The organism is Streptomyces sp. NPDC041135 (assembly GCF_055592085.1).
Genome location: NZ_JBVIYZ010000001.1, coordinates 515,421 through 528,558 on the forward strand (window position 1 = coordinate 515,421; position 13,138 = coordinate 528,558).

Sequence of the window (13,138 nt, forward strand, 5' to 3'; positions counted from 1 at the left end):
CCGGGAACTCTGCGGCTCCCCCGCAGAACCTTCACAGGGGCGCCTAGGAACGCCACCACCGGGCGACTTAGTCTTCCCGCGTCATGGACTACTGCCTCCCCTGTCACCGCCACCTCAACGGCGCTCTCACCTGCCCGGGTTGCGGCACCCCGGCGGACGCCCGCCACGGGTACGGGGGTGAGCCGGCGGGGTACGCCCCGGCGGACGCGGCCGTCCCTCCGTACCCGGAGCGGGGCGCGGCCCCGCACCACCCGGACGACGGCATGGCGAGCCACCCGGACGTTCACGCGCACGGCCGTACGGGTGAGCGGGCGGACGCGGACGCGGACACCGGTATCGGCGGCGGCGCTGACGGTGATGCCGGCGCCGGGGCCGTCCCGGGCGGGCGGGCGGCGGCCCGGCGGGCGGCCCGGGGGCGCGGTCCCGAGGCCGAGGCGGCCGTGGCCGCCGACGGCAGCCGCCGCGACCGCAAGGCGGCGGCGCACCGCAGGCGCCGGCGCCGTACCGTGCTGATCGCGGCGGGGTTCGTGCTGGCGGCGGGCGCGCTGAGCTTCGCCGAACTCGGCATGGACGCCGTGCCCTTCGCGGGTCCGGAGCCCGCGGCGGCCGGGCGCGAGTCGGCGGAGGGCGGCGCGTCGTCCGCGGAGCCGGCCCGGACCGACCGGCCCCTGGACGCCCCCTCGCCGGGCGCGACCGCCACCGCGACGGACCACGCCTCCGCGTCCCCCTCCGCGTCCCGGTCCGCCACCGGCTCGCCGTCCGCGTCGCCGGACGACACGGGCACCGGCACGGCGCGGCCGGCGGCGGCCACCGCCGGCGCGGGCCCGGCGGCCCCGGCGACCGCCGCGCCCGCCACCACCGCACCGGCGACCGCCCCGGCGTCCCAGCAGGCGAGTTCCGCCCCCACCCCGGCCCCGTCGCCCACGCAGGACTGCCACCACTTCCTGTGGTGGTGCGACTGAGCCGGACCCGTGCGGGCCGGGGTCAGCCCAGGGTGACGGTGATGTTCCCCCGGGTGGCCTTGGAGTACGGGCACACCTGGTGGGCCTTCTCGACCAGGGCGCGCGCGGTGTCCGCGTCGACGTTCGGGATGTCCGCCGTGATGTCGACGATGATCCCGAAGCCGTCGTCGTTCTTGCCGATGCCGACCTTCGCGGTCACGGTCGAGCCGGAGATGTCGGCGCCCTCCTGCCGGGCGACCACGCCCAGCGCGCCCTGGAAGCAGGCGCTGTACCCGGCGGCGAACAGCTGCTCCGGGTTGGTGCCGGCGCCGCTGCCGCCCATCTCCGCGGGCGGGTTGACGACGACGTCGAGCTTGCCGTCGTCGGTGGCGACCCGGCCGTCGCGGCCGTTCTCGGCGGTGGCGACGGCGGTGTACAGGACGTCGGAGCGTCCGATGGGGGTGCTGGGCATGCGGGTGTCCTCTTCCTCGGTTGCGCCGCGACTCGCGCCCACGATCGACGACGGTTTCGGAAAGAAGTTACCGCATGCCGGAAATCCAGCACCAGTTCGCGGAGCCGTCGGACCGCGGAACCGTCGGACCGCCGGACCGCCGGACCGTCAGAGCTTGACGATCATCTTTCCGGTGTTGTCGCCGCGCAGCACCCCGAGGAACGCCTCCAGGTTGTTCTCGATGCCCTCGACGACCGTCTCGCGGTACTTCAGCTCGCCGGAGCGCACCCAGGCACCGACCTCCTGGACGAACTGCGGCTGGAGGTCGTAGTGGTCGCCGACCAGGAAGCCCTCGATGCGGCCGCGGGTCTGGATCAGCCGGGCGAGGTTCCTCGGGCCGGGCGCGGGCTCGGTGTTGTTGTAGACCGAGATCATCCCGCAGACGGCGATCCGGCCGCCCTGCTTGAGGGAGCCGATGGCCGCCTCCAGGTGGTCGCCGCCGACGTTGTCGAAGTAGACGTCGATGCCGTCCGGGGCGGCCTCGCGCAGCTGCTCGGCGACGGGCCCGTTGCGGTAGTTGAACGCGGCGTCGAAGCCGTACTCCTCCACCAGCAGCTTGACCTTCTCGTCGGAGCCGGCCGAGCCGATCACCCGGGAGGCGCCCTTGAGCCGGGCGATCTGGCCCACCTGGCTGCCTACGGCGCCGGCCGCGCCGGAGACGAAGACCGCGTCGCCCTCCGTGAAGGAGGCGGTGCGCAGCAGACCGGCGTAGGCGGTGAGGCCGGTCATGCCGAGGACGCCGAGGTACGTCGACAGGGGCGCCGCCTCGGGGTCGACCTTGACGGCCTGCCTGGCGTCCACGGCGGCGTACTCGCGCCAGCCGAGGAAGTGCAGGACGTGGTCGCCGGGCGCGATGCCCTCGGCGTTGGAGGCGACGACCTCGCCGACGGCCCCGCCCTGCATGACCTTGCCCAGCTCGAAGGGGGCGACGTACGACTTGGCGGCGCTCATCCGGCCGCGCATGTACGGGTCGACCGAGAGGTAGGAGTTGCGCACCAGGACCTGGCCCTCGCGCGGCGTGGGGACCTCCGCCTCGACCAGCCGGAAGTCCTCGGGCTTCGGCCAGCCGACGGGGCGGCTGAGCAGGTGCCATTCGCGGTTGATCATGATGCGCCTTTCATGGGGGGCGAAAAATAGTTCAGTACCTGAAACAACCATGCTCCTGAATATTTCAGCATGTCAAGTAACCGGGTACCCTTCCAGACATGGCCACTCCTCCCAGGACCCGCACACCCGACGCCGTGACCATGGAGGTCGTCGAGCTGATCGGTGACGTCGTGGCCCGCTTCTACGCGGACTACGAGCTGGCCGCGGGCGAGCACGCGCTGACCGGCCCGCAGGCACGGCTGCTCAGCCTGCTGGCGCTGGAACCGCTGCCCATGCGCAGGCTGGCGCAGAAGCTGAAGTGCGAGCCGTCCAACGTCACCGGCATAGTCGACCGGCTGGAGGCCCGCGGCCTGGTGGAGCGGCGGCCCGACCCGGCCGACCGCCGGGTGAAGCTCGCCGTCGCCACCGACGAGGGCCTGCGGGTCGCCCGCGACCTGCGTGAGGGCCTGCGCTTCGCCCGCGAGCCGCTCGCCGGCCTGTCCGACGCCGAACGCCGCTCCCTGCGCGACCTGCTGCGCCGCATGCTCACCGACTGACCGACGCCCCGGCAGCGGGCCGCGGGCGCCCGGCGGCGCCGCGCGGCGCCCCGGTAGGGTCGGGGTCATGCGTGATCTCGGGGTGGGTTTCGGTTATCTCCTGAAGGGCCAGCGCTGGGTCGGCCGGCACGGCCGCAGTTACGGCTTCGGCCTGCTGCCCGGCCTGATCACCCTGGTCCTGTACGCGGCGGCGCTGGTGGCGCTCGCCGTGTGGGGCGAGGACGCCGTCGCCTGGGCCACCCCGTTCGCCGACGACTGGTCCAGCCCCTGGCAGGGCATGTTCCGCACCTTCGTGACGGTCCTGCTGTTCGCGCTCGGCCTGCTGCTGGCGGTCCTCACCTTCACCGCCGTCACCCTGCTGATAGGCCAGCCCTTCTACGAGAACCTCTCCGAGACCGTCGACCGGGACGTCTCGCCCGACGGCACGGCCCCCGAGTCCGGCCTGCCCCTCTGGCGCGAGCTGTGGATCTCCGCCCGCGACAGCCTGCGCATCCTGCTGCGCGCCGCCGTCTGGGGCGTCCTGCTGTTCGGGCTGGGCTTCCTGCCCTTCGTCGGCCAGACGGCCGTTCCCGTCATCGGCTTCTTCGTCACCGGCTTCTTCCTCACCGAGGAGCTGACCGCGGTCGCCCTCCAGCGCCGGGGCGTCGACCTGCGCGCCCGCCTGAGCCTGCTGCGCGCCCGCAAGAGCCTGGTGTGGGGCTTCGGCACGCCGCTGGGGCTGGCCTTCCTGGTCCCGTTCGTCGCGGTGTTCCTGATGCCCGGCGCGGTCGCGGGCGCCACCCTCCTCGCCCGTGACCTGCTGGGCGAGGAGAGTGCCGCACCGGCCGCCGAGACCGCGGACGACGCCGCCGGCCGCTCCCGGGTCACCCCCTGACACAGGCGGCCCCTCCCGGCGCGTCGCATCGTCCGCCGTCCGCCCGGCCCCCGCCCGCGGGCCGGTGTCCCGTGCTGGTGCGAACGGCACCCCCGGGCCCGCCGTCCCGGGCAGGATGGGGCCGTCCAGGCACTTCGACGAGAGGCACCGTGATGGTGGCAACCCCGGCGGACCAGGCGCGCGAGACGGTCGTGGAGGCGGCCCTGGCCCGGCTCGGACCCGACGCCAAGGCCCGGCTGCTCTCGGGGCAGGACATGTGGACCCTGCCGGCCCTGCCCGAGATCGGCCTCGGCTCCCTCGTCATGTCCGACGGCCCGATCGGCGTCCGCGGCGTGCACTGGACCGCCGACGACCCGTCCGTCGCCCTGCCCTCCCCGACCGCCCTCGCCGCCACCTGGGACCCCGCGCTGGCCCACCGGGCCGGGGTGCTCCTCGCGCAGGAGGCCCGCCGCAAGGGCGTCCACGTGCTGCTCGCCCCGACCGTCAACCTGCACCGCTCCCCGCTCGGCGGCCGCCACTTCGAGGCCTACAGCGAGGACCCGTACCTCACCGGCCGCATCGGCACCGGTTACGTGCGGGGCGTGCAGTCCGGCGGGGTCGGCACCACCGTGAAGCACTTCGTGGCCAACGACGCCGAGACCGACCGCTTCACCGTGGACAACCGGATCGGTGAGCGGGCTCTGCGCGAGCTGTATCTGGCGCCCTTCGAGGCGATCGTCGCCGGGGCCCGCCCGTGGGGCGTGATGACCGCCTACAACAGCGTCAACGGAACCACCATGACCGAGCACCGCCACCTGGTCGGCGAGGTGCTGCGCGGCGAGTGGGGCTTCGACGGCGTCAACGTCTCCGACTGGATGGCCGCCCGCGACACCGCCGGCGCGATCGAGGGCGGCCTCGACGTGGCCATGCCCGGCCCGCGAACCGTGTACGGCGACGCCCTCGCCCGCGCCGTGCGCACCGGCGCGGTGGACCCGGCGGCGGTCGACGCGGCCGTGCGCAACGTCCTGCGGCTCGCCGCCCGCGTCGGCATCCTCGAAGGCGCCGAACCCGCGGTGACCGAGCCGCCCGCGCCGGTCGACGGGCAGGCCCTGGCCCGGGAGATCGCCCGCCGCTCCTTCGTCCTGGTGCGCAACGAACGCGCCGCCCTGCCCCTGCGGCCCGGCACGGTCGCCCTCAGCGGCGCCGCCGCCCGCGACGCCCGCATCCTCGGCGGCGGCTCCGCCACCGTCTTCCCGGCCCGGGTCGTCTCCCCGCTGGAGGCCCTCACCGCCGCACTGCCCGAGGGCACCCTCAGCTACCGGCTCGGCGCCGACCCCGACACCGAACTGGGCCTCGGCGACCGGGGCTTCGACCTGCGCGCGGTCTGCCGCGACGCCGCAGGCGACGTCCTCGGCACCGGCACCGCCCCCGGCGGCCAGATCCAGTGGATGGGCACCGACCTGCCCGAGGGCGTCGGCTACGACACCCTCCACACCGTCGAGCTGACCGGCACCTTCACCCCGCGCGAGAGCGGCACGCACACCTTCGGCATCCGGGGCGTGGGCGCCTTCACGCTCACCGTGGGCGGCGCCACGTACCACGACGGGGTGCAGCGCCCCACCGGCGACGACCCGTTCGCGGCCTTCTTCAACGACCCCGTGCCGTACGCCGAGGTGCCGCTCACCGCGGGCGAGCCGGTCGCGCTGAGCCTCACCCACGTCGTCGCGCTCCCCGAGGGCGTCCCCCTGAAGGCGGTCGTCTTCGCCGTCGCCCACCAGGACCCGCAGCACGACCCCGACCGGCTGATCGCCGAGGCCGCGGCCGCCGCCCGGGACGCCGACACCGCCGTCGTCGTGGTCGCCACCACCGACCGCGTCGAGTCCGAGGGCGCCGACCGCACCGACCTGCGCCTGCCCGGACGCCAGGACGACCTGGTGCGGGCCGTCGCCGCCGCCAACCCGCGCACCGTCGTGATCGTCAACTCCGGCGCCCCGGTCGAACTGCCCTGGCGCGACGAGGTCGCCGCCGTGCTGCTGAGCTGGTTCCCGGGCCAGGAGGGCGGCGCCGCCCTGGCCGACGTGCTGACCGGCGCGGCCGAGCCCGGCGGCCGCCTCCCCACCACCTGGGGCGCCCTCGCCGACGCCCCCGTCACCGACGTCACCCCGGCCGACGGCCGCCTCGAGTACCGCGAGGGCGTGTTCATCGGCTACCGGGCCTGGGAGCGGGCCGGACGCACTCCCGCCTACCCCTTCGGCCACGGGCTGGGCTACACCGGCTGGGCGTACGAGCGGCTGACGGCGGAGGCGGACGGCACGGCCGTCACCGTCCGGGTCCGCAACACCGGCGACCGGCCGGGCCGGGAGGTCGTCCAGCTCTACCTGGCCCCGGCCGAGTCCGACCCCGAGCGGCCCGCCCGCTGGCTGGCCGGGTTCGCCGGGGTGGAGGCGGCGCCCGGCGAGAGCGCCGAGGTGCGGATCGAGCTGCCGCGCCGGGCCTTCGAGGTCTGGGACGAGACGACGGGATCGTGGGCGTTTGTGAAGGGTTCGTACGAGATCACCGCGGGACGCTCGATCGCCGACCGCGGGCTCACGACGAGCGTTACGGTCTGAGGCGGGACACCCCCACGGCCGGCCCTGGCCCGGGACCTGACCCCTGGGCCGGGGCCAGTGGCGGCACCGGGGTGCCCCCGCGCCCGCGCAGGCGGCCGCCGCGCGCCTACTCCCGCACCCCGAAGCCGTACACCGTCTCCGAGCGGAACACCCCGCCCGGCCGCAGCTCGGTGGTCGGGAAGCCGGGCCGGTTGGGGGAGTCGGGGAAGTGCTGCGTCTCCAGGGCGATGCCGTCCCCCGGCGCGAACGGGGCCGTGAGGTGTTCGGCGGTGTAGAGCTGGAGGCCGGGCTCGGTGGTGGCCACCGTCAGCACCCGGCCGGACGCCGGGTCGTACAGCTCCGCCGCCTCCACCGGTGACCCGGTGACGCCCGCGTCCAGGACGAGGTTGTGGTCGTAGCCCGCGCCGACCTTGCGGGCCGTGCGGAAGTCGAAGCGGGAGCCGGAGACGTCGCGCAGCTCACCGGTCGGGATCAGGTCGTCGTCGACCGGGGTGAACCGGGACGCGGCCAGCCGCAGTTCGTGCCCGCCGGCGTTCCCGGCACCGGCGCCGCCCAGGTGGAAGTAGCTGTGGTTGGTGAGGTTCACCACCGTCGGCGCGTCGGTCACCGCCTCGTAGGCGATCCGCAGCGCGCCCGACGCGTCCAGCGTGTACGTCGCCGACACCTCCAGGCGCCCCGGGAAGCCCTCCTCGCCGTCCGGGCTGACCCGGGACAGCCGCACCCCGTGCCCGACCGGCTCCGCCGCCCACACCCGCTTGTCGAAGCCGCGCTCGCCGCCGTGCAGCGAGTTGGGCCCGTCGTTGCGGTCGAGGGTATACTCCCGGCCGTCCAGCCGGAAGCGGCCGCCGGCGATCCGGTTGGCGTACCGGCCGACCAGGGCGCCCAGGTACGGCTCCGGGTGGGCGAGGTAGCCGTCCAGGCCGGCGAACCCCAGCACCACGTTCGCCGTACGGCCGTCCCGGTCCGGTACCTCCACCGACCGCACGATCCCGCCGTAGGTGAGGACCTCCACCCGGGTCCCGGCGCGCTGAAGCGTCCAGCGGTGGACCTCGGTACCGTCGGGAAGTGTGCCGAAAAGTTCATCCATGTGGGAAACCTTAGAGCGTGACGGAGGGTCAGGCGGCCGGTGTCCGGGCGGTCACCGTGCGGTAGGCGATGGCGGCGAGCCGGGCCTGGCCGTCCCGGCTGGGGTGGAACCAGTCCCACTGGCTGAGCTGACCGGTGCCGAAGCGGTAGTCGAAGACCGCGTTGCCGTCGAAGCGGCAGCGCCGGTCGGCGGCGCACACCTCGCGCAGCACGGTGTTGTACTCCTCCACCCGCCGCTGCACCCGCTCCCGGCGCAGCGTGGCCGCGCCGGTCAGGTCGTCCGGGGCGGCCAGCATCGACGGGCAGATGCCCAGCGCCCACACCTGCTTGCCGAGCGGGTTCGTCCGGCCCTGGGACCACAGCCGCTTCAGGTTCGGCACGCTCGCCACGTACACCTGCGTCCTGGGCAGCGCCTCGCGCAGCGTGCCCAGCGCGTCCTCGAAGGAGGCGCGGAAGTCCGCCACCGGCGTCATCGCCGACGGGGTGGCCCGGCAGGCGTCGTTGGCCCCGGCCATCACCGTGATCAGCTCGGGCTTCCGGCTGACCGCCCGGGCCACCTGCCGCGGCAGGTCGGCCATCCGGGCCCCGGTCACCGCGTAGTTCCAGCTGTGCTCCGCCGCCCCGGCCCGCCCCAGCAGCCGCACCGCCAGGCTGTCGACGCGGGCGCCGGTGCCGGTCGCCCAGGACACCTCCGGGCAGTCCGACAGCACCGTGCACGCGTCGAAGCCGCGGGTGATGGAGTCGCCGACGGCGGCGACCGAGGCCGGGTGCGGGTCCCACATCGGGGCCGGCCGGGTGGTCCGCGCCGCGCTGCCGCTCGGCGCCGGCCCGCCGCCCGGCGCGTCGCACCCGGCGACGGCCAGCACGGCGGCGGCCGCGGCGCCCAGGACGGCCCGCGCACGGTACCTCTGCTTCGGCATGCCCCGCTGATCCCCTTCGTCGTCCCCGGCGCCGTACCCGCCGCCTCCCCCCATGACAACGCGCGGGGGTTCCCGGGCGGGCGTCCGGCGGCGGCCGGGCCCCGGACAAGCGTCCCCCCGGGTGAATGGCGGGGGTTTCCTGGCACCGGGACCGACGGTACGTCACACTCCTTGCACCGCCGCACGGTAGCCTCGCCATCAGGGCGGCCGTCCTGTTACTGCCGCCCCGCCAGTCCGCAAGGTGTCCCGCTCTGCCCGGAGGTTCCGGTGACGACACGTGGAGTTCTGTACGTGCACTCCGCACCGCGCGCGCTGTGCCCGCACGTCGAGTGGGCCGTCGCCGGGGTGCTCGGCACGCGCGTCGGCCTGGACTGGATCCGGCAGCCCGCCGCGCCCGGCACCTGGCGCTCGGAGTTCTCCTGGCAGGGCGAGGCCGGTACGGCCTCCAAGCTGGCCTCCGCCCTGCGCGGCTGGCACCTGCTCCGCTTCGAGGTGACCGCCGAGCCCTGCCCCACCGCCGAGGGCGAGCGCTACAGCTGCACCCCCGACCTGGGCATCTTCCACGCCGTCACCGGCCTCCACGGCGACATCCTGATCCCCGAGGACCGGCTGCGCGCGGCCCTGGTGCGCAGCCGCAGCGGCGAGACGGACCTGGAGGCCGAGCTGTCCAGGCTGCTCGGCAAGCCGTGGGACGACGAGCTGGAGCCCTTCCGGTATGCGGGCGAGGGAGCACCGGTGCGCTGGCTGCACCAGGTGGTCTGACCCGCACCCCGCACCCCGCATCACGCACTCCGCACCCCGCACACGCGAACGGCCCGGCCCCCCGAGGGGGACCGGGCCGTTCGCGTGACGGCGGGGCTCAGAGGGTGCGGAACGCCAGGACCACGTTGTGGCCGCCGAAGCCGAACGAGTCGTTCAGCGCGGCGATCCGGCCCTCGGGCAGCGGACGCGGCGTGTCGCGGACCACGTCGGCGTTGACCTCCGGGTCGACCGAGTCCAGGTTGATGGTCGGCGGCGCCGTGCGGTTGACCAGCGCGAGGATCGACGCGACGGTCTCGATGCCGCCCGCGCCGCCGAGCAGGTGCCCGGTCATCGACTTGGTGGCGGAGATCGCCATGTGGTCGACGTCGTCGCCGAACACCTTGCGCAGCGCCTTGATCTCCGCGACGTCACCCTGCGGCGTCGAGGTGGCGTGCGCGTTGACGTGCACGATCTCGGCCGGCTTGAGGTCGGTGTTGTCCAGCAGGTTCTGGAGCGCGTGCGCGATGCCGCTGCCGGACGGCTCGGGCTGGGTGATGTGGTGACCGTCGGCGGAGATGCCCTGGCCGACGGCCTCGACGTAGATCCGGGCGCCGCGGGCCTTGGCGTGCTCCTCGGACTCCAGGATGATCACGCCCGCGCCCTCGCCGAGCACGAAGCCGTCGCGGCCGGAGTCGTAGGGGCGCGAGGCGCCCTGCGGGTCGTCGTTGTTCTTGGACATCGCCATCATGTTGCCGAACGCGGCGATGGGAAGCGGGTGGATGGCGGCCTCGGTGCCACCGGCCACCACGACGTCGGCGCGCCCGGTGCGGATCATCTCGATGGCGTACCCGATGGCCTCCGCGCCCGAGGCGCAGGCCGAGACCGGGGTGTGCACGCCGGCGCGGGCGCCCAGCTCGATACCGACGTTGGCGGCCGGGGAGTTGGGCATCAGCATCGGCACGGTGTGCGGGGAGACACGGCGTACGCCCTTGTCCCGCAGCACGTCGTACTGGTCGAGGAGGGTGGTCACGCCGCCGATGCCGGAGGCGATGACCGCGCCGAGACGGTCGGGGTTGACCGAGGAGTCGTCGCCGGCCCGGGCGGTGAAACCGGCGTCCTTCCAGGCCTCCTGAGCGGCGATCAGCGCGAACTGCGCCGACCGGTCCAGCTTGCGGGCCTGCGGGCGGGGGATGATCTCGCCGGGTTCGACGGCGATCTGCGCGGCGATGCGGACCGGCAGCTCGGCCGCCCAGTCCTGCTTGAGGGGGCTGACACCGGACGTGCCGGCGAGCAGGGCGTCCCAGAACGAAGCTGCGTCGCCACCCAGCGGTGTGGTTGCGCCGATACCGGTGACGACCACGGTGCGATTGGTCGGGCTCACGGGAATTCTTTCTCCAACGGATGCGGGATCAACGGCGCCACCGCCGGGTGGCGGGGCCTTGCAGCCTGCCGGGCCTAGCGGGTGGCTCAGGCCTGGTGCTTGAGGATGTAGTCGGTCGCGTCGCCGACCGTCTTGAGGTTCTTGACGTCCTCGTCGGGGATCTTCACGTCGAAGCGCTCCTCGGCGGCGACGACGACCTCGACCATGGACAGCGAGTCGACGTCCAGGTCGTCGGTGAAGGACTTGTCCAGCTGGACGTCCTCGGTGGGGATCCCGGCGATCTCGTTCACGATCTCGGCGAGACCGGCGACGATCTCTTCCTGAGTGGCGGCCATGTCAGGCGCTCCTTCTTCGATATCCAGCGGTTGGTGGCAGTGTGCACCGCACCGGACGCATGATCCGGCACGGAGTGCCTAGGGGAGGGTAACGACCGTCGCGGCGTAGACGAGACCCGCCCCGAATCCGATGACGAGCGCGGTGTCGCCGCTCTTCGCCTCGCCGGTCGCCAGAAGCCGCTCCATAGCGAGCGGGATCGAGGCGGCCGACGTGTTGCCGGTGGTACGGATGTCACGCGCCACCGTGACGTGCTCCGGCAGCTTCAGCGTCTTCACCATCGAGTCGATGATCCGCACGTTGGCCTGGTGCGGAATGAAGACGTCCAGGTCGTCCGGGGTGATCCCGGCCGCGTCCAGCGCCTGCTGGGCGACCTTCGCCATCTCGAACACGGCCCAGCGGAACACCGCCTGGCCCTCCTGCGTGATCGCGGGGAACTTGACGTCGCCCGCGCTGTCCAGGGGCAGGCCGGTGAGGTCACCGGACCGGAACCGGTCCCAGGAGACGGTCTGCTTGATGGTCTCGGACTTGTCGCCCTCGGAACCCCAGACCGTCGGGCCGATGCCCGGCTCGGTGGCGGGACCGACCACCACCGCGCCGGCGCCGTCGCCGAACAGGAAGGCCGTCGCCCGGTCCTCCAGGTCGGTCAGGTCGCTCAGTCGCTCCACCCCGATGACCAGCACGTACTCGGCGGAGCCCTCGACGACCAGGCCCTTGCCGAGGGTCAGGCCGTAGCCGAAGCCCGCGCAGCCCGCCGAGATGTCGAAGGCCGGGGCCTTGTTCGTGCCGAGCTTGTCGGCGATCTCGGTGGCCACGGCCGGGGTCTGGCTGAAGTGCGAGACGGTCGAGACGATCACGGCGCCGATCTGATCGGCCGCGATACCCGCGTCGGCGATGGCCTTGCCGGAGGCCTCGATCGCCATCGCGGCGACGGTCTCGTCCGGGCCCGCCCAGTGCCGGGTCTCGATGCCGGAGCGCGAACGGATCCACTCGTCGGACGAGTCGATCGTCTCCAGGATCACCTCGTTGGGCACCACCCGGGTCGGCCGGTAACCGCCGACGCCGAGGATGCGCGCGTACGGGGCGCCCTTGCTGGGCCTGATCTTGGCCATGTTCGGTACGGCTCCTTAGCGTCAGGCGTTGACGTGCTCGGCGATGAGCGCGCGGGCCGCGTCGAGGTCGTCGGGGGTCTTCAGGGCCAGCGTCCGCACACCGGGCAGGGCGCGCTTGGCGAGGCCGGTCAGCGTGCCGCCGGGGCACACCTCCAGCAGCGCGGTGGCGCCCAGCTCGCCGAACGTCTTCATGCACAGGTCCCAGCGGACCGGGTTGGCGACCTGCCCGACCAGCCGCTCCAGCACCTCGGCGCCGGTGGCGACGGCGCGGCCGTCCTTGTTGGAGACGTAGGTCACGGTGGGGTCGGCGGGGGTGAGGTCCGCGGCCGCCTTGGCCAGCGCCTCGACCGCCGGGGCCATGTGCCGCGTGTGGAAGGCGCCGGCCACCTTCAGCGGGACGACCTTGCGGACGCCCTCGGGCTTGTCCTCGGCCAGCGCGGCGAGCTGCTCCAGCGTGCCGGCGGCGACGATCTGGCCCGCGCCGTTGATGTTCGCCGGGGTCAGGCCCAGCTTCTCCAGGTGGGCGACCGAGACGTCCGGGTCCCCGCCCAGCAGCGCGGACATGCCGGTCTCGGTGACCGCGGCGGCGTCGGCCATCGCAAGGCCGCGCCGGCGCACCAGGCCCAGCGCGGTGGTGTCGTCCAGGACACCCGCGAACGCGGCGGCGGTGATCTCGCCGACGCTGTGGCCCGCGACCGCGCCGACCGCCGGGAAGGTGCCGTCACCGAGTGCCGCGGCGGACAGCAGTCCGGCGGCCACCAGCAGCGGCTGCGCCACCGCGGTGTCCCGGATGGCGTCCGCGTCGGCCTGCGTACCGTAGTGGACGAGGTCCAGCCCGATGACGTCGGACCACGCGGCGACGCGGTCCGCGGCACCGGGGAGGTCGAGCCAGGGAGTCAGGAAGCCGGGCGTCTGGGCGCCCTGGCCGGGAGCGACGAGTACGAGCACTCTCACACTCTCTCTTGGGGACGGCCACGGCCGCCCGTGGGGACAAGGACGAAGAACACG

13 protein-coding genes are annotated in these 13,138 nt (G+C 74.1%); 5 read left to right on the forward strand and 8 right to left on the reverse strand.

Annotated features, from left to right (window positions below):
- Positions 1-83 precede the first annotated feature (83 nt).
- Positions 84-962 (forward strand): SCO2400 family protein, encoded by an 879-nt coding sequence (locus tag ACZ6CZ_RS02270; RefSeq protein ID WP_469013472.1) that lies wholly within the window; start codon positions 84-86, stop codon positions 960-962.
- Positions 963-984: 22 nt separating this feature from the next.
- Here the strand turns inward: ACZ6CZ_RS02270 and ACZ6CZ_RS02275 are convergent, their stop codons facing one another.
- Both ACZ6CZ_RS02275 and ACZ6CZ_RS02280 read right to left on the reverse strand, forming a co-directional pair.
- A complete protein-coding gene (locus tag ACZ6CZ_RS02275) occupies positions 985-1,413 on the reverse strand; it encodes an organic hydroperoxide resistance protein (RefSeq protein ID WP_469013475.1) in 429 nt (142 codons plus the stop codon).
- 147 nt (positions 1,414-1,560) lie between these two features.
- On the reverse strand, positions 1,561-2,559 hold the full coding sequence (locus tag ACZ6CZ_RS02280; protein ID WP_469013477.1) for an NADP-dependent oxidoreductase: 999 nt from the start codon (positions 2,557-2,559) through the stop codon (positions 1,561-1,563).
- Positions 2,560-2,657: 98 nt separating this feature from the next.
- Here ACZ6CZ_RS02280 and ACZ6CZ_RS02285 point away from each other — a divergent pair, with 98 nt between their 5' ends.
- From ACZ6CZ_RS02285 to ACZ6CZ_RS02295, 3 genes are all read left to right on the forward strand, one after another.
- Positions 2,658-3,095 (forward strand): MarR family winged helix-turn-helix transcriptional regulator, encoded by a 438-nt coding sequence (locus ACZ6CZ_RS02285; protein WP_469013480.1) that lies wholly within the window; start codon positions 2,658-2,660, stop codon positions 3,093-3,095.
- A 67-nt stretch (positions 3,096-3,162) separates the two neighbouring features.
- Positions 3,163-3,969: an EI24 domain-containing protein gene (locus ACZ6CZ_RS02290; RefSeq protein ID WP_469013482.1), complete on the forward strand. Its 807-nt coding sequence runs from the start codon at positions 3,163-3,165 to the stop codon at positions 3,967-3,969.
- 152 nt (positions 3,970-4,121) lie between these two features.
- Positions 4,122-6,557 (forward strand): glycoside hydrolase family 3 protein, encoded by a 2,436-nt coding sequence (locus ACZ6CZ_RS02295; protein WP_469014364.1) that lies wholly within the window; start codon positions 4,122-4,124, stop codon positions 6,555-6,557.
- A gap of 106 nt (positions 6,558-6,663) precedes the next feature.
- On the opposite strand, the gene ACZ6CZ_RS02300 is transcribed toward ACZ6CZ_RS02295, so the two are convergent.
- Positions 6,664-7,644: an aldose epimerase family protein gene (locus tag ACZ6CZ_RS02300; protein ID WP_469013488.1), complete on the reverse strand. Its 981-nt coding sequence runs from the start codon at positions 7,642-7,644 to the stop codon at positions 6,664-6,666.
- A 28-nt stretch (positions 7,645-7,672) separates the two neighbouring features.
- Complete coding sequence (locus ACZ6CZ_RS02305) at positions 7,673-8,563, reverse strand: SGNH/GDSL hydrolase family protein (protein WP_469013492.1); 891 nt, start codon at positions 8,561-8,563, stop codon at positions 7,673-7,675.
- Positions 8,564-8,830: 267 nt separating this feature from the next.
- On the opposite strand from ACZ6CZ_RS02305, the gene ACZ6CZ_RS02310 reads away from it, so the two are divergent.
- Entirely contained in the window at positions 8,831-9,325 is a 495-nt protein-coding gene (locus tag ACZ6CZ_RS02310; RefSeq protein WP_469013496.1) for a DUF3145 domain-containing protein, read from the forward strand.
- 97 nt (positions 9,326-9,422) lie between these two features.
- Here ACZ6CZ_RS02310 and fabF read toward each other — a convergent pair whose 3' ends face one another.
- From fabF to ACZ6CZ_RS02330, 4 genes are all read right to left on the reverse strand, one after another.
- Positions 9,423-10,685 carry a beta-ketoacyl-ACP synthase II gene (fabF, locus tag ACZ6CZ_RS02315; RefSeq protein ID WP_469013502.1) on the reverse strand — a complete coding sequence of 421 codons (1,263 nt, stop codon included), beginning with the start codon at positions 10,683-10,685 and terminating at the stop codon, positions 9,423-9,425.
- 86 nt (positions 10,686-10,771) lie between these two features.
- The gene (locus tag ACZ6CZ_RS02320; protein WP_018545314.1) at positions 10,772-11,020 is read right to left on the reverse strand and encodes an acyl carrier protein; all 249 of its coding nucleotides are present in this window, start codon (positions 11,018-11,020) and stop codon (positions 10,772-10,774) included.
- Positions 11,021-11,098: 78 nt separating this feature from the next.
- Positions 11,099-12,130, reverse strand: coding sequence for a beta-ketoacyl-ACP synthase 3 (locus tag ACZ6CZ_RS02325; RefSeq protein WP_469013506.1), 1,032 nt, complete (start codon positions 12,128-12,130; stop codon positions 11,099-11,101).
- 21 nt (positions 12,131-12,151) lie between these two features.
- On the reverse strand, positions 12,152-13,078 hold the full coding sequence (locus ACZ6CZ_RS02330) for an ACP S-malonyltransferase (RefSeq protein WP_469013508.1): 927 nt from the start codon (positions 13,076-13,078) through the stop codon (positions 12,152-12,154).
- Between the last annotated feature and the right edge of the window lie 60 nt (positions 13,079-13,138).